13 protein-coding genes are annotated in these 17091 nt (G+C 63.4%); all 13 read right to left on the reverse strand.

Going from position 1 to position 17091, the window contains the following annotated elements; translation table 11 throughout:
- Window positions 1–23: 23 nt before the first annotated feature.
- Window positions 24–1913, reverse strand: a complete 1890-nt coding sequence (fadD32, locus tag H351_RS01925; RefSeq protein WP_003943899.1) for a long-chain-fatty-acid--AMP ligase FadD32 — start codon at window positions 1911–1913, stop codon at window positions 24–26.
- Between the two features lie 182 nt (window positions 1914–2095).
- Complete coding sequence (locus H351_RS01930; RefSeq protein ID WP_019746410.1) at window positions 2096–3091, reverse strand: LLM class F420-dependent oxidoreductase; 996 nt, start codon at window positions 3089–3091, stop codon at window positions 2096–2098.
- 206 nt (window positions 3092–3297) lie between these two features.
- Complete coding sequence (locus H351_RS01935; protein WP_019746409.1) at window positions 3298–4251, reverse strand: cutinase family protein; 954 nt, start codon at window positions 4249–4251, stop codon at window positions 3298–3300.
- A 9-nt stretch (window positions 4252–4260) separates the two neighbouring features.
- Window positions 4261–4812, reverse strand: a complete 552-nt coding sequence (locus H351_RS01940) for a DUF732 domain-containing protein (RefSeq protein WP_021342459.1) — start codon at window positions 4810–4812, stop codon at window positions 4261–4263.
- A gap of 106 nt (window positions 4813–4918) precedes the next feature.
- A complete protein-coding gene (locus tag H351_RS01945; protein ID WP_020905771.1) occupies window positions 4919–6802 on the reverse strand; it encodes an alpha/beta hydrolase-fold protein in 1884 nt (627 codons plus the stop codon).
- A 253-nt stretch (window positions 6803–7055) separates the two neighbouring features.
- Window positions 7056–8066, reverse strand: coding sequence for an alpha/beta hydrolase (locus tag H351_RS01950; RefSeq protein WP_020905770.1), 1011 nt, complete (start codon window positions 8064–8066; stop codon window positions 7056–7058).
- 331 nt (window positions 8067–8397) lie between these two features.
- Window positions 8398–10317: an arabinofuranosyltransferase AftB family protein gene (locus tag H351_RS01955; protein WP_029254208.1), complete on the reverse strand. Its 1920-nt coding sequence runs from the start codon at window positions 10315–10317 to the stop codon at window positions 8398–8400.
- Window positions 10295–11200 (reverse strand): decaprenyl-phosphate phosphoribosyltransferase, encoded by a 906-nt coding sequence (locus H351_RS01960; RefSeq protein ID WP_003943808.1) that lies wholly within the window; start codon window positions 11198–11200, stop codon window positions 10295–10297. Before H351_RS01960 ends, H351_RS01955 begins: the two co-directional genes overlap by 23 nt.
- Window positions 11197–11730: a phosphatase PAP2 family protein gene (locus tag H351_RS01965; protein ID WP_003943893.1), complete on the reverse strand. Its 534-nt coding sequence runs from the start codon at window positions 11728–11730 to the stop codon at window positions 11197–11199. Before H351_RS01965 ends, H351_RS01960 begins: the two co-directional genes overlap by 4 nt.
- Window positions 11711–13624 (reverse strand): glycosyltransferase, encoded by a 1914-nt coding sequence (locus H351_RS01970; protein WP_029254207.1) that lies wholly within the window; start codon window positions 13622–13624, stop codon window positions 11711–11713. The genes H351_RS01965 and H351_RS01970 overlap by 20 nt, the downstream gene beginning before the upstream one ends.
- Entirely contained in the window at window positions 13621–14835 is a 1215-nt protein-coding gene (gene glf, locus H351_RS01975; protein ID WP_007731822.1) for a UDP-galactopyranose mutase, read from the reverse strand. Before glf ends, H351_RS01970 begins: the two co-directional genes overlap by 4 nt.
- Before the next feature lie 69 nt (window positions 14836–14904).
- Window positions 14905–15828: an MBL fold metallo-hydrolase gene (locus tag H351_RS01980; RefSeq protein WP_029254206.1), complete on the reverse strand. Its 924-nt coding sequence runs from the start codon at window positions 15826–15828 to the stop codon at window positions 14905–14907.
- A gap of 110 nt (window positions 15829–15938) precedes the next feature.
- Window positions 15939–17090: an acyl-CoA dehydrogenase family protein gene (locus H351_RS01985; protein WP_029254205.1), complete on the reverse strand. Its 1152-nt coding sequence runs from the start codon at window positions 17088–17090 to the stop codon at window positions 15939–15941.
- Between the last annotated feature and the right edge of the window lies 1 nt (window position 17091).

The raw sequence follows: 17091 nt of genomic DNA on the forward strand, positions 1-17091 counted from the left end.
ACCGATCATGAAGGGACTGCTCCTCAAACGCTATCGGGGAATGCGGTCTGCTGATAGCCGCCTCGCAACGTTCCCTCGATATAACTCGCCTTACACGCGCGGCGAGCGATCTTGCCGCTGGACGTACGCGGAATCGAACCCGCGGGGACGAGCAGGATGTCTCGGGCCGTAACACCGTGACGGGAAGAAATCGCCGCACGCACGGTGTCCGCGATCGGCTGCGGATCGGCCTTGCCTGCGCCGGGAGCACGCTCGGCCACGATGACCAACTGCTCCGAGGAATCGTCGTCGTCGAACTTCAGACCCGAGTGCGTGTTGGAGAACACGACAGAAGGCAGCTGGTTGGCCGGGACGGCAAACGCAGCGATGAAGCCGGGGCGCAGGGCGGGGCTGGCTTCCTGAGCCGAAGCCTCGAGGTCCTGCGGGTAATGATTGCGACCGTCGACGATCACGAGGTCCTTGACGCGGCCGGTGATGTACAGCTCGCCGTCGACGTAGACACCGAAGTCGCCGGTACGCATCCAGTTGGCATCCGCCGGCGTGCCCTCGGTGTGGCTGTCTTCGCTCAACCGATTGTCCAGCTTGTTGTGGAAGGTCTCCGCCGTCTCGTCGGGGCGACCCCAGTAGCCGATGCCGATGTTCTCGCCGTGCAACCAGATCTCGCCGACGTGATTGTCGGGGACCTCGGTCAGAGTTTCGGGATCGACGATCGCCGCCCACTGACTGCGCGAGACGTACCCACAGGAGACCTGTGCGATGGCGTTCTCGGAGTACTGGTCGACGATGACCATGCGGCCCTTGTTGAGTTCCGTGCGGTCGACGTAGATGACCTTGGCCTCGTCGGAATGCTTGGTCGAGGAGACGAAGAGCGTCGCTTCGGCCATGCCGTACGACGGCTTGATCGCAGTCTTGGGCAGACCGTACTGAGCAAAAGCGTCGTTGAACTTGCGCATCGACGACGTCGTGACCGGCTCACTGCCGTTGATCAGGCCGATGACGTTGCTCAGGTCCAGGGTCTCGCCGTCCTTCGGCAGGCCGCGCGCGGCAGCGTGCTCGAAAGCGAAGTTGGGAGCGGCGGCGAAGGTGCCTGCGCCGTCGGAAACCGCAGCCAGTTCCTTGATCCACCGGTACGGCCGCTGCACGAAAGCGCGCGGGCTCATGATGGTGATGTACTTGCCGCCCAGAGCAGGCAGGATGACCGTCAGCAGGCCCATGTCGTGGAACAGCGGCAGCCACGTGACGCCGCGTGAGTCCTCGTTGAGTTCGATGGAGTCGACCATCTGGAGCGCGTTCGTTCCGACAGCGCGGTGGGTGATCTCCACGCCGGCGGGAACTCGGGTCGAACCGGAGGTGTACTGCAGGTACGCGATGTCGTCGAGCTCGATGTCGGGACGAACCCACGTTTCACCGACGGTGTCGGGAATCGCGTCGACGGCGATGATGCGCGGACGCTCGGCAGCGGGAAGCGAGCGGAACAACTGACGAACACCGGCAGCCGACGAAGCGGCAGTCAGAATCGCAGTCGGCTTGCAGTCACCGAGAACAGCGTGAAGACGGTCGGTATGACCAGGCTCGTCCGGATCGAAGAGCGGCACCGCGATGGAACCTGCCTGAATGGCGGCGAAGAACGAAATGACGTAGTCGAGCCCCTGCGGCGCAAGAATCGCGACACGGTCGCCACGCTTGGTGACCTGCTGCAAACGGGCTGCAACAGCGCGCAGACGCACACCGAACTGCTCCCAGGTCAGCTCCAGGGCTTCACCGTCACGCTCGCGTGAGTAATCGATGTACCGATACGCGAGCTCGTCCGCGTTGACACGCGAGTGTTGCTCGACGTAGTCGACCAGCGTGAAGCCTGGTTGCAGGCGGATCTGGCCCTTCTCGTCGAGAAAGCCATCGAACAGCGCGTTCATTCCATCTCCTCCGAAGCGATCACACAAGCACTGTCTTTCATGCCTGCGCCCCAGACTTCCTTCGCTCTCTCGGGTCCATCTTCGATCAATCGAATCGCACTTTGTGCGCAACTCACCTGAATCACTTCATCGATCCCAAACCATCGATATGTTACAGATTCGCATCGTCCGTATTCTCCGGCCTACTCGCCCGCCAGTAACGGGATGATCGGGGCGAACGCTTCCATCTGCGTCGGGAAGACCCCGACGTACGACATCGACGTCTTCTCACGGACCAGTCGAATCTGGTCTGCGATTTCCTCGAAAGTGCCCACAGCCAGGTATGGAGAGTTCAGCAACTCCTCCACGCTCAGCTTACGATCCACTTCGATGTTCGGCGGAAAACCTTGGTCCAGAGCGGCGATTGCCATCTCGGCAGCCTGCTCTCGATCGTCGGTGATCATGATCATGGTGATGGTCCAGTTGAGTTCGATCTCATCGAAACGCTCGCCGGCAGCTTCGCGGATCCGCTCGACACGTTCGATGGTCTTTTCCATCGTGATTCCGGAGAGCAGAAGCCGCCCGTCACGGTTGGTCGGTGTGGCGACCGAGATGATGTCCGCGTACTTCGCGGCGAGAGCGAGCATCTTCGGTCCACCGCCACCGACGATGATCGGTGGCCGCGGGCCCTGCCGCGGTCGCGGGCTGCCCTTGAGGCCACGCACCTGATAGTGCTTGCCTTCGAAAGTGCATTCCTGCCCGCGCAGCAGTGTGTCGAGAATCTGCAGAGACTCCTCGAGTTTCTCGATGCGAACGCCTGGGCTTTCGTATGCGATGCCGCCCTTGTCGAACTCTTCCTTCATCCAGCCTGCGCCGATACCGAGTTCGAGTCGACCACCGGACAGCACGTCGATAGTCGCCGCGTCCTTCGCGAGCACAGCAGGATGACGGAAGCCGTTGGCCAACACGGCAGTGCCCAGACGGATCTTGTCCGTGGCCACTGCGAGCGCTCCCAGAGCGGCGATCGGTCCGACCTGATTACCCAGGTGGTCCGGAATCATGAACGAGTCGTAGCCGAGTTCCTCGGCCTTCTGCGCAAGCTTGACGAAACGTCGCGCACCACCCTCTTCGGCGTTGCCCTCGCCACCGGCCGCAAACCGGAATTTGCGTAGGGCATCGCTGCCGTGGGTGGAACTCATATAGCGATTCTCCTGTGATGGACACGTACGTCGTACTCGGACTTCGAAACCGGACAAATCGAACCTACTCGCCAGTCACTTACGTGACAGCACTGTAGAGGACGCCCCCGGACCGTGCAGCACTCTACCGGGACCAAACGAGCAGATTACCCGCGAGCGAACTCCCGAGACGCCCGATTGTGACGAATCAACAGTGCGGCGGTGACTCAACTGTGGGGCGGTGTCGGTGCGGCGTCGATCTTCTCCGCAGCCCACTGTGCCATCCATTGGGTGGCCGTCGTGCCGTTCGGATCGACTTGGAAGGAGTTGTACATCGCGTGCACAGGGTTGTTGTAGTACTCGAGAAGCCGCGGCGCCGAACTCAACCAGTTGGTCGGATTGAGAGCGGCGGCCGGAGCGTCGCAGATACCGTCGCTCGGCGCGCAGATCTGATAAGTCCGGTCGTTGAGGTCACCGAATCCGCCTGGCCTCGGGCCGGTCATCGTGAGACCGGGAAGCTTCAGCCCGTTCAGCGACAGCTCGGCGCCGACACCGGCAACGCTCGGGCCAACCGTGTTCCCGAACGCCGGATCGCGCCGACCGTCGGCAATCAAGCCGACGCCCAGAACCAGATCGGCAGGCACCGCGCCGGTACCGTCGCCGATACTCGCGGCGACGTCACCCGCGATCACCGCGCCCTGGGAAAATCCGGTCAGGACGTAGCTCGTGAGTGGGCACTCGGCGTGCCGCTTCATCAGAAAGTCGTTAGTGGCAGCAGTTCCCGCAGCCCGGCTGTTGTTGTAGGACTGCTGTCCGTCCGGCGGGATCGCAACCGGATTCGAAAACTGTGCGACGTAAGGAACGGTGTAGACGTCGGCCCTCGAACTATCGAACTTCTCCTGAAGAGGACGGGTCACGTTCAGCATCAACGACGCCGGATTGGCCGTCGGGTTGTACGGGTCGTCGGTAGCGCTCGACTCCCACGTACCCGGTATGGCTACTACCTGGACATCGGGGCAACTGGCCGGCTGAGACACCGGTGGCTCCGGACTCGGCGGGATCGGAGTCGGCGAAGGCACCCGCCCGGCCAGGATGTACCAACCGCCGATCACGACCGCTGCGACCACAAGAATGATCAGCAGCGGGATCAGGCACCCACGACGCTTTCCAGACCTCGCCATGACCCGCGCCTACTTGCAGTAGGTGGTGTTGGCGACGTCGATATAGATCTGAGCGTTCGCACCTGCCTGCTCGGGAGTGATCTGCTTGCCTTCCGCCGACGCTTCCTGGCCGACGAAGGCAGTCACGAAGGTCAGGACCTCGTCGTCGGTCTGAGGACCGGCAGCGCAGATGTAATTGGCCGTGTTGACGGCGATGCTTCCGTCACCGGCTGGGGTGATGCCCTTCGCCTTCAGTCCGTCGAGGAACTTCTGTGCCTCTGGACTGACCTCGACGACTGTGGGGCCCGGGAAGCCTTCGATGCTCTGCGGCTGCTCCGGCGGCGCGGTGGCTGCTGCTCCTGGACTGGTGGGCGCAGCCGACGCCGTCGTGGTCGCAGAGGCGGACGCAGACGCCGAACCACTCGAGGACGAAGCCGCAGCGGACGTCGTGGTGACCGGATTGGAGGTTGCAGTGGAGTCGTCACTACCGCACGCGACCAGCGCGCCACCCGCGGCGAGCGCCAAGGCGCCGACCGCGATCGCGCGTGCACAAGTGTTTCGGTTACCCGAGAAAAGCGACATCAATGTCCGTCCTTGCCTTCAGTCGAAAGTCCATCAACAGGTTACGCAACGCACGCGGGCGGGCACCGATCCGTGATCGGGCCCGCCCGTCGTGCACCACTGTGAGTTAGTGAACTTCTGTCTTGTCACCGATCACCGTGATGTAGCCGAACTGGAAGTTCTGCTGGACACCACCGGGAATGTCGAATTTGTCACTGATCGGGAATCCGAGGCGGCCGCCTTCGTATCCGACGCTCTTCCAGCCGTCGAAGAGCGGGCCGTTCTCGACGGACCATGCACCGGTGCCGGGGCTCCAGTAGATGTTGCCGCCCTCGAACTCGGTGAAGCGTCCGTTGTCCTTGATCGGAACCTCGTTCGACTTCGGGAATCCGAGCCAGCCGTTTTCCCAACCGAGTTCGCCGTACTTGCCCATGATCATTCCGAGAACCGCGTGAGTTCCGTTGGCGCTGCTGTACATCGCGCCGATCTCGAATCCCTGAACCTTGCCCGGCTTGCCGGGCGTCGCGATCTCGTCGGCGGTCGGGTAGCCGAGCGGGCCACCTTCCCATCCCTGTGCGGACCACTCGGCGAGGATGTCGCCGCTGACGGGGTGAGCGCCGGTCTGCGGGGTCCAGTAGATGGAGCCGTTCTGGAAGTGGTTGAAGCGTCCGCGTCCGTCGGGGGTACCGAGTTCCGGAGTGCGCGGGAAGCCGAGCGGGCCGGCCGCTGCTCCGGTGTTCATGTACGCGCCGGCGATACGACCGGCGACAGGCTGGGCGCCCGTTCCACTGGTGAAGTAGATGCGACCGTTGCGGAAGTCCTGTGCCAGGCCACCCGCGACGCTGTACTCGGGGGTGATGCAGTCGCCGATCCAACCGTTGGCTGCGGCCGTCGCACCGATCTCACCCGAAGTGCCGCAAGCCGGCTTCTCGACCTCGACGCCGATGGCGTTGGCCAACTGCGGCCACAGCTGATGAAGCTCGAACTGCCAGTACGGCCACGAGTGGGTTCCGGACGGGCGGTAATTGACCTGCGCGGGGATGCCGAGCTGGTTGAGCTTGGTCGCGAAGGTCTGCGAGGTCAGGCGAGCGAGGATCTCGAGGCCCATACCTGCGTAGTTGGTGCTGACGCCGGGAATTCCCGACGGCTGGTCGTACGGGCCGGTCGTACCGCTACCACTCGAGACGTACAGGCTGACGCCCTTGAGCTTCTCGGCGAGCGCATACGGATCGTGTGCAGCCCACTGTGCGTTGGACGGCGGTCCCCACATCGCGGCGGAGTTGTATCCACCGGCGTCGGTCATCGCGAACTGGATTGCCTGAGGCATGCCGAGCGAGGTGGTGGTGAGGATGCCGGACAGCGAAGCCGCGAACTTGAAGAAGCCGGGGTTTCGCGCCGTGAGGAACATCGCGGACGTTCCGCCCATCGACAGTCCGACTACTCCGCGCGTCTGCGTGGTCCGCCAGTCCTTTTCGAGGATCGGGGGCAGTTCCTTGGTCAGGAACGTCTCCCACTGGTAGTTCTTGCCGTTGTCGGGCTCGAGCCAGTCGGAGTAGAAGCTGGACTGCCCGCCGACGGGAAGAATGACGTTGACGTTCTTGTCCGCGTAGAAGGACTCGGCGTCGGTTTCGTAGGTCCAGGCGTTCTCGTTGTCGGTCGCGCGGAGACCGTCGAGCATCCAGACCGAGGGGAAGCTGGCCGACGGATTGACGTTCCAATCGCGAGCCAAGAGGATCTGCACCTGAATCGGGGTGCCCATCGCGGGAGAGTTCACCCACAGCGCGACACGACGCTCACTGAGCCAGTCGACCTTCGTGACCGCTGCGCCGGTGGGGTTCTGGGTCACGGCCGGTGCGGCCTGAGCAGGTGCCGGCGCGGCTGCCGCGGTTCCGGCCGTCGTCAAGCCCGCGGCGATCGGCAGTACCAGCATCGCTGCCAGTGCGCCGACGACCTTTGTCCGGAAGGTTGCCCGGGACCGGCGACGGTCCTCCGTGGCAAGGCCTACTCGCATGAGCTCACTCTCTTTCCTTACGTTCGGTCCGCGCGTCGATCGTGTAGCCGCCTGAGCAGCCAGACCCCCGTTGAAACTATTTCTACACGCAAACGATCCCCGCTTGGGGTAGCCGCGCTGTTACTGGTGGTGCAATTGTTACTGACCTCAGGCGATCGTGCAGCGCCTGAATACACAAGTGCCGTCCCGGTTTCCCTTGGAGGGAGTCCGGAACGGCACTGGTGAAGTGACTAGGTCACGGGATGGCGCACGATCACCAAGCGTTCATGGTGTCGAGGATCTGGCCGCGAGCCTTCCACAGCTCTGCCGACCAGTACGGCCACGAGTGCGTGCCGTTGGACGGGAAGCTGTAGGTGGCCGGGATACCCAGCGAGTTCATGCGGATCTGGAATGCACGGGTGTTGACCAGGGCGAGAGCTTCGAGGCCCATGCCGTTAGCCGTGTTGTAGTAATCGATCGGTGCGCGCGGGTGGTCGTATTCACCGGGCAGGCCGCTTGCCGACGAGATGTACATCGACAGGCCCTGCAGACGCGGTGCGAAGACGAACGGGTCGTTGCGCAGCCAGGACGGGCTCCACGGCGGTCCCCACATGGAGTCGACGTTGAAGCGACCGGCATCGAGCATTGCGACGCGGATTGCCTCGCGCATGCCGGGAGCCGAGATGTTCAGGTAGCCCGACAGCGAGCCGGCGAACTTGAACTGGTCACGGTGGTAAGCAGCCAGCGTCAGAGCAGCGCTGCCACCCATCGAGAGACCGAGAACCGCGTTGTTGTTCGGCGAGACGCCGTAGTTCGCGAGGAAGTTGGGGAGTTCCTGCGTGAGGAACGTTTCCCACTTGTACGTGATCTGCTGACCGTTGAAGTTCGACGGTGCATACCAGTCGCTGTAGAAGCTGGACTCGCCGCCGACGGGCATCACGAGGGTGATGTTGTCGTTGCGGTACTGGTCCATCGCGTTGGTCTCGAAGCTCCACGCGTTGGCGTCGTTGCGCGCACGCAGGCCGTCGAGGAGGTAGAGGGCAGCGTTTCCGCCGCGTGCGGCCCACTGGACCTGGACCTTGATGTTGCCCATCGAGGAGGGCACCCACAGCTCGTCGTATCCGCCGGAGGGGGCGGTGTGGCTGGGAGCAGTGTGCGCGGGCGCAGCAGAGGCGACAGCACTACCGGCAACTCCTGCAGCAAGGGGTAGCACAAGTGCTGCGGCACCGATGGCCAACGCTCGGTGCTTGAGGCGCTGGGTCAGCCTCTTTCTGGCAAAACGCATGGATACTGCTCTCTCTCTTCGTCTGCGGCACTCACTCGGTGGAGTGGCTCCGGCGGATTCCGTCGGGGAACAGGCTTTTCTGCCAGCCCGAACAAGTTCGGGTCGGCAGCGGACCTCTTCCAAGTCACACTGCGCTCGCTGGACTTTATGTCACAGGTTCAGCTGTGACAAATAGACAGACCGTTACGTCTCAGTCCGCGGGCGACGCCGTCATCACCCGCAGGGAGTGATTCAGGTTAGGTGAATCGTCTTCGAGTACATCGTGGCCAATCGATTCGGTGTTACTGAATCGAAATATTCAAACCTTCAACCGTCGGTGATGCTGATCACATCACTTGGGTGGCTCCGGCGGAACGAGCCCGCAACGTTCCAATTCGTAGGCCGGAACCCGGTCGAATCGGTACTTCGCGAAGTCGAAAGCCTGCTGGAAGTTCTGTTTGAATCTGGCCCAGGTCAGCTCGGAGCGATACGACGTGAGCAGCTCCTGCGTTTCCGGGCACGTGATCGCCAGCTTCGCGTCGGCAACCCAGTCCTCGTCGAGGAAGAACGGCAGCCACGGGCGAACGTCGATCATTCCGGTATCCGCGACCACCCAGTCCGGGTAAAGGTTCTTGTCGTGCCCGATCCGGCCGTCTTCGAGGCGCTCGGTGTGTGCTGCCAGGGGGTACGCCAGCCCCATCTGATCGAGCACCCGAACGTCGAGGCCCACGTTCATGCTCGTCATTCCGAGGTTGAGGAAGAAGACGACGTGCTCGGCAGGCTCCTCGAGCGGCCCTGGCGGTGGGACGACGAACCAGGAGTCGTAACTCGCCGACGGCAACAGCAGCCCACCCTCCGGAGTCCGCGCGATGGTCTCCACCATGGCACGCATTCGCGGATAGTCGAGGTAGTCCTCGGCAAGAATCGGGTGCTTGTGACCGGTGTTGAGTGCATAGAACGCACGCTCGTCGACGATTCCCGAGCGACCCACCACGGAGCCTTCCGGCATGCCCGTCGTGTTTGCAGCGAAGAAGGCCCAGATGATCGTGCCGATCCACAGCACCGCCGAGACTCCGAAGATCGCGGTGTCGCGGTTACTTCCGAACGCTGCCCGCGCCGGAACCCGCAACGGAATAACCGCGACCGGGATGAGCAGGCAGAACAACACCGGCAACAGGACGCGGCCGTGCATGAAGTCGCCGCCGACGCGTAGCGAATAGATCCCGAGGATCAGCCCACTGCCGAGGATGAACGTGACGACGGCCCGCGGCGTGCGCAGAAACTGCTGAAAGCGCTGCCACAGCGAGCGTGCGGGTTGATCGGTGGCGGTAGCAGGTGCGTCCGCTCGGCTTCGCCACACGAGCAGCAGCGCGCCGATGAGCAGGAACAGCAGCGGCAGCCAGAGCAGGTACGGCCCGACGAGGTTCCACAGGTACGCAAAACCCTGCGCCCACTTCGCGCCACCGGCGTCCTTCGACACCGCGGTGTTCGGGTACGGCAGGGCGTAATAGCCCATTCGCCAGATCTGATAGCCCACCGGCACAAGTCCGGCGACTACCACGATCAGTGCGCGAATCTTCCAGGTCAGGCCTGCGGAGAGAACGATCATCATCAACGCGGCAGCACCGGGAATTGCCATCTCGGGTCGAACCAATGGTCCGAGGCCTGCCACGAACGAGAGAGTCAGGATCGACGCCGTGGACGGCGTCGACGCCTGCGCCCACCGAACGAGCAGTAGCCACAGGAGCGCGATCCAGAAGATCACCAAGCAAGTCTCGAGCCCGGAAGTGGCGAAATCTCGCGCAGGCGGAACCGCGATGTAGACGAGAACACCTGCCGGTACCAGCAGGATCGTTCCGCCCGCCGACGGCCGAACGCCTCGGTACAGACGACCGGTGCCGAGCATCGCCAGCACGACGGCAGCAGTCGAGAGTACGAGCGCGATCGTCAGAACGACGTATTCGAGGCGGATCTGCGTGAGCCAACTGAACGCGTAGACGATGTATGTCCACGCGGTACTCGTGTTCGCCTCGACACGCTCCCCCGCATTGAAGACCGGGCCGTTCCCCGCGAGCAGGTTGCGGACGGTTCGCAAGACGATGAGTCCGTCGTCGGCGATCCAGCGACGCTCCCACGCCCCCCAGAACATGAGGGCAGCAGCAAGCACCACCCCGCCGAGAAAAACTCCTCGACTGAGGGTGGTGCGATTCGCCGCAGTGTCGACGTGCGGGTCGGCCTCGGTGCGTGGCTCAGACGAGGTAGACAGCGACACCCACTACTCCGATCCACGCAATCGCGAGGAGTTGCAGCACCCGGTCACCGAGCGCGATCTCCTCAGGCTCTCCGGCTTCGCCGCCGTCGACGTCCACCGCGTATCGCAGCACCGCGATGGTGAAAGGCACCATCGAGATGGCATACCAGTTGGTGCCCTTGATGGCGTCCTGTTGGAACGCCCACAGTCCGTAGCAGAGGACCAGCGTCGTCGCTGCCATCGTCCACACGAAACGCAGGTACGTCATCGTGTAGCTCTCGAGGGACTTACGGATCTTCGCGCCGGTCTTCTCGGCCAACTGCAGTTCGGCGTAGCGCTTGCCTGCCGCCATGAAGAGTGAGCCGAACGCCATCATCAGCAGGAACCACTGCGAGAGATCGATCTCGGCGGCAACGCCACCGGCGATCGCTCGAAGCAGGAAGCCGGACGAGACGATGCAGATGTCGATGACGGCCTGATGCTTGAGACCGAAGCAGTAGGCGAGCTGGATGACGATGTACACGCCCATGACCACGGCGAGTTGCCAGTTGGCCAGGAAGGACAGCCCGATCGCACCGGCAAGCAGCACGACTGCCATGCCGTAGGCGATGTTGACGGGTAGAACTCCGGCCGCGATGGGACGGAATCGCTTCGTGGGGTGAGCACGGTCGGCTTCGACATCCATCGCGTCGTTGACGAGGTAGATGCCCGATGCCGCCATGCAGAACACGACGAACGCCAGCGCGACGGGCAGGAGCACGTCGGCTTCGGTGGCGGTTCCGGCCGCGATGGGCGCTGCCAGCACAAGGACGTTCTTGACCCACTGACGTGGGCGAAGCGCCTTGACGATGCCGGCGGGCAGGGACTTCGGGGGTCCGCTGACCGTAGCCGGTTCCTCGCTCATTTATCTCCACATTTCTGTTCGGCTCTGGCTTCTTCGACCCGGCGAACTACCGCCGCGGATGCGGCTCCCAGTGCCGCTCCGGCGAGTACGTCGGTCGGGTAGTGAACTCCCAGGACCAGACGCGAGAGCATCATCGGGGGCACCAGCAACGCCGGTAAGGGTAGCCCGGTGAGTCGACCGATCAGCACAGCCGCCGCCGTCGTCGACGTCGCGTGTGACGACGGGAAGCTGAGCTTGCTCGGTGTCGAGACGTTGACCTGCACCGAAGGGTCGGAAGGTCGCTTGCGCCTGACGACTCGTTTGATCACCACGGAGGCGGCGTGTGCACCGAATGCGCCGACGGCTGCTCCGGCCCACTCACGTCGACGCGGCTTGTCCACAGCAGCTCCGACGGCAGCGATCGCGATCCACCCGAGGGAGTGCTCACCGAAGTGAGACATACCGCGGGCGACCTTGACGGCTCCCGGCAGCTGCCCGACGGTCGATTGAATTCCGGCCAGAATCTGTACTTCAGGAGATGCCGAAGACACGTTCCCACCTTTCCGTGCTGGTCAGTGAAGGAACGGCGTCCTGGTACTGCTTCTTGAGTTCAGGGAAACGCGCGGCGAGTTCGCGGCGCAAACGCATGGCTTCCTTGAGCAGTTCGAGTGCCTGCTTGGGGTTGCGCTTGCGGTAGACGACGCCGCGGCCGTCGGCGGTGGTGACGGTGACGCCGTCGACCTGCGAGAGCAGGTACCACCTGGCGTCGATGGTCGGCACGTTGAGCTGAGGACGCTCGTGATGCTCAGGGTGCGCAGGCTTGAGGTTGTGTACCACGGCCTTGCCGACGCGGACGATCTTGGCGACGGGGTTGGTCGGCGCGCTGACGTCCCCGACCTCGGCGCCGGAGGGCAGCGGTAGTGCGGTTGCCGAGGGCACCACGACGGCGTCGGGGTACTCCTTGCGCTGGGCATGGACCTCACCGAGTGCGGTGGGCAGCATGTTCGCGACGTGTTCCGGTCCGGCAAGGAAGTCCGCGATGGCCTTGTTCTGGATCGCAACGGTGGAGTACTCGAGGCACAGCAGGTGCTTGAGAGTCGCCTTCACCGTGTTGACGACAAGGCCGCGGCCGTTGCCCGGCATATGGAGCGCGGCCACCACCAGACGGTTTCGGAGGTGGAAGTACGCCTGCCAGTCGATGGCGTCGTCCTTGTCGCTCCACGCCATGTGCCAGATCGCGGCACCGGGCAGCGTGACGGTCGGGTATCCGGCTTCCTTTGCGCGCAAACCGTATTCGCAGTCGTCCCACTTGATGAACAGTGGCAGCGGCTGCTTGAGCTCTTCCGCGACCTGGCGCGGGATCATGCACATCCACCAGCCGTTGAAGTCGACGTCGATGCGACGGTGCAGCAGTTTCGAATCTCGCAGCGAATTCTTGGAGAAGTCGTGGTCGTATTCGACGTTCGGCGCCGCAGACCACATGAAGATCCCGCGGTTGACCACTTCACCCATCACATGAAGGTGGCTGCGTTCCTGCAGGTTGAGCATCTGCCCACCCACCAGCATCGGCGACTTCGCGAAGCGCGAGAAAGCAAGCGCGCGAAGGATCGAGTCGGGTTCGATCTCGATGTCGTCGTCCATGAACAGGATGTGCTGGCACTGCGTGGTCTTGAGTGCCTCGTACATGATTCGGCTGTATCCACCGGAGCCGCCGAGGTTGCCCTGATCGTGAATGGCGAGCCGATCACCAAGTGCTGCAGCAGCTTCGGCGAACCCGGGCTCGTCACGCACCTTGCGGGTGCCCTGGTCCGGCATGATGACGGCCTTGATCACGTCGGACACCAGAGGATCCGAGGACAATGCAGCCAGCGCCTTGACAGCGTCGGTCGGGCGATTGAACGTCGGAATACCAACGGCAACAGTCGCTTCGCCGGGCGCCTCGACGGGCGCGTACCAGCCGCCGCTCTCGACGACGACGGCCGTATCGGTGGTGATGTCGAACCAGATCCAGCCACCGTCCTCGAACGGCGCCAGTTCCACCTCGAACTCGACCGCGGCATCGCCGTCGGCAAATTCCTTGCCTTCCACGTGAATTCGCGAAGAGTCCGCCTTGGAACGGTAGACATCCACGCGGCCGTGTCCGGACAGTTCGAGTCGAAGGACCACAGATTTCAGAATGGACCAGCGGCGCCAGTAGCTGGCGGGGAACGCGTTGAAGTACGTGGCGAACGAGACCTCGGTCTCGGCGCCGAGCGCGACGGACGTCCGCGAGGTGGAGTGAGCCCGACGACTGTTGGTCGAAGCTTCCTCCAAGTACAGCGTGCGGACGTCGAGAGGTTCGCCGGCGCGGGGAAGGATGATCCGGGAGAGCAGGGACTTGCCGAGGTAGGTCACCTCGTCGCCGGTGACGACTTCTTCGCCTTCGAGTAGATGACGTGCGTTCATTCGCTCTCCCCTGCCAATTCCGCACCCGTTTCGAGATGCGGGCGCAGGGTGTTCTCGAACATCGTCAGTGCGCTGGCGATCGCCATGTGCATGTCCAGGTACTGGTAGGTGCCGAGACGCCCGCCGAAGAGGACCTTGTTCTCCGCGGTCTCCTTCTTGGCGCGGGAGCGGTACGCGGAGAGCTTCTCGCGATCCTCGGGCGTGTTGATCGGGTAGTACGGCTCGTCCTTCGCCTCCGCGGCACGTGAGAACTCACGCATGATGACGGTCTTGTCGGTCGGGTACTCGCGCTCGGGGTGGAAGTGACGGAACTCGTGGATGCGGGTGAACGGCACGTCCGCATCGTTGTAGTTCATGACCGGTGTGCCCTGGAAGTCTCCGGTGGGCAAAACCTCGGTCTCGAAATCGAGGGTGCGCCATCCGAGTGCACCTTCGGAGTAGTCGAAGTAGCGGTCGAGCGGGCCCGTGTAGATGACGGGTGCGTCGGGGCTCGCGGTGCGCAGTTCGTCGCGAACGTCGAAGTAATCGGTGTCGAGGCGGACCTCGATCTTCGGATCCTTTGCCATGTTCTCGAGCCACGCCGTGTAGCCGTCGACGGGCAGGCCCTCGTACGTGTCGTTGAAGTAGCGGTTGTCGAAGTTGTAGCGGACCGGCAGGCGGCTGATGTTCGCCGCGGGCAGCTCGGTGGGGTCGGTCTGCCACTGCTTTGCCGTGTAGTCACGCACAAATGCTTCGTAGAGCGGGCGTCCGATCAGGGAGATCGCCTTCTCTTCGAGGTTGGAGGCATCCTTCGAATCGATCTCGCTGGACTGCTCGGCGATGAGGGCCCGTGCCTCTTCGGGAGTGAAGTACCGACCGAAGAACTGCGACACGAGGCCGAGGCCCATCGGGAACTGGTACGCCTGTCCCTTGTGCAGCGCGAAGACGCGGTGCTGGTAGTTCGTGAACTCCGTGAACTGGGTGACGTAGTCCCAGACCTTCTTGTTGGAGGTGTGGAACAGGTGGGCACCGTACTTGTGGACCTCGATGCCGGTCTCCGGCTCAGCCTCCGAGTATGCGTTCCCCCCCAGGTGGTGACGGCGGTCCAACACCAGCACACGCTTACCCAGCTGGGTAGCGGCACGCTCGGCGATGGTCAGCCCGAAGAATCCCGAACCGACGACGATCAGGTCGTACTGGGCACGGGCGGTCTCTGAATTTGCAGCGGTCACGATGAACCAGGGTATCGGACCTGTTCGGACGCCGAGGGTTGGATGCGTCACCAGGGACGATGCCGCAAGTCAGGACGTTGCAAGACCGATCAGACCGGAAGCACTCGGTGCACCGCTCGAATCGAATTCGATGGTGATCGGTTCGTCGACGGGGAAGTGTGCGGGAAGTAGAAGCAGTCCCTCCGACGCGCAGCGTTCGAGAAGTTCGCGGCGGGTGACCCTGGCGATCTCGGGATCGGCGTCGCCGCCCTGGCTGAGGTCCGGGTACAGAAACTGGATCGGATGGTGGATCACGTCGCCGGAGATGACGGCGCCGCCGTCGGCAGTGCGGATCTCGATCACGACGTGGCCCGGCGTGTGGCCGGGCGCGCTGCGCACGACGACGCGTGTGCCTTCGGACTCGGCCAGAACGTGGCCGTCGTCGACCGCCTCCCACTTCGCCCCGTCCAGAACGGGACGGACGCTGTCCTCGAAGGTCTGCGCCAGATCCGAGACCACTCCTTCGTGTGGACCGTCGGCGGCGAGTTTTTCGAGCGCGGCCAGTTCGGTGCGGTCGAAAATGTAGGTCGCGCGGGGAAAGGTGGGCCGCCAGGTTTCGGCCTCGAGGTTGGTGTTCCAACCACAATGATCGGGGTGCAGATGTGTGCTGACCACCAGATCGACGTCGTCCACGTCGACGCCGGTGTCGGCGAAGCGCGAGAGGTAGTCGGTACCGAACATGTGGTGCGGCAGGAGGTTCGGCCGGTGCTTGCTGTTCCCGTTGCCGGTGTCGACGACGATGGCCTTGCCGCCGATCTCCACCAGGTAGGTGTGGATGGCAAGTACGAGGTCACCGCTACCCGCGTCGAAGAACTCCGGTGTCAGCCGCGCCGACGCGTCCTCGATCTCCGCATCACCCGCGTGCGGAAAAAGCTCTCGCGGCGGGAACGGCCAGTGCGCCAACTCCGTCAGTTGGGTGACGCGCGCCGATCCGACGTCGATGGTGAAGCTCATCAGTGATTGCCTTCCGAACAGCTCGATCCCGCTTGTAGGCACACACAAAGGCACCCACCGAAATGCTCGGTGGGTGCCTGGTCGGTGTCAATGGTTTTCGACGCCGGTGATCAAAGACTCTTCGCGATGATGCCCTTCATCACTTCGTTGGCGCCGGCGTAGATCTTCTGGACGCGGGAGTCCTCGTACATGCGCGCGATCGGGTATTCACGCATGTAGCCGTATCCGCCGTAGAGCTGCACGCACCGGTCGACGACGGCGCACTGCTGTTCGGTGAGCCAGTACTTGACCATCGCGGCGTCTGCGCCGTCCAGCTCGCCGTTGAGGTGATCCTCGATGCAGTTGTCGAGGAAGACACGGCAGGTGCGCGCGATCGTCTGGCACTCGGCCAGCTCGAAGGCGGTGTTCTGGAACTCGAAGAGGCTGTGCCCGAACGCTTGACGCGCCTTGGTGTACGCGACGGTCTCCTCGACGGCACGCTCGATGGTGCCGATGGCCTGCGCGCCGATGATGAGACGCTCCTGCACCAGCTGCGCCATCAACTGACCGAAACCGAGCCCCTCGGACTCGCCGAGGAGGTTCGAGACGGGAACGCGAACATCGGTGAAGGACAGCTCCGACGTATCGGCGCCGTGCTGACCGACTTTGTCGAGGACGCGGCCGACCGCAAAGCCTTCGCAGTCACGCAGATCCACGATCAGGAGCGAGACACCCTTGGCGCCCGCCTTGGGATCGGTCTTGACGGCAAGCACGATCATGTCTGCGCTGCCACCGTTGGTGATGAAGGTCTTCGACCCGTTCACGACGTAGTGGTCACCGTCGCGGGTCGCGGACGTGGTGATGGCCTTGAGGTCGGAACCTGTTCCCGGCTCGGTCATTCCGATGGCGCCGAGGATCTCGCCCGTCGCCATACCTGGCAGCCAGGCCTTCTTCTGCTCTTCGCTTCCGTACTCGAGCACGTAGTGGGCGACGATGCCACTGTGCACGGAGTTCCCGAGTGCATAGTCCCCGCAGTAGCCCTGCGCCTCGAAGACTGCAAGATCGTGCGCGAAAGTTCCACCGCCCCCGCCGTATTCCTCGGGAATCGAGCAGCACAGCAGGCCGAGCTTGCCGGCTTCGAGCCACACGGACCGGTCGACGCGATGCTGAGCGTCCCACTGCTCACGCTTGGCGATCAGTTCACGATCGAAGAAACCACGGGCCAGTTCGGCTACTGCGGTGATCTCGTCGTCATGCCACGACGGCTTGCGCTTGGTCGCCATG

The sequence above is a fragment of the Rhodococcus erythropolis R138 genome (assembly GCF_000696675.2).
GTDB lineage: Bacteria > Actinomycetota > Actinomycetes > Mycobacteriales > Mycobacteriaceae > Rhodococcus_F > Rhodococcus_F erythropolis.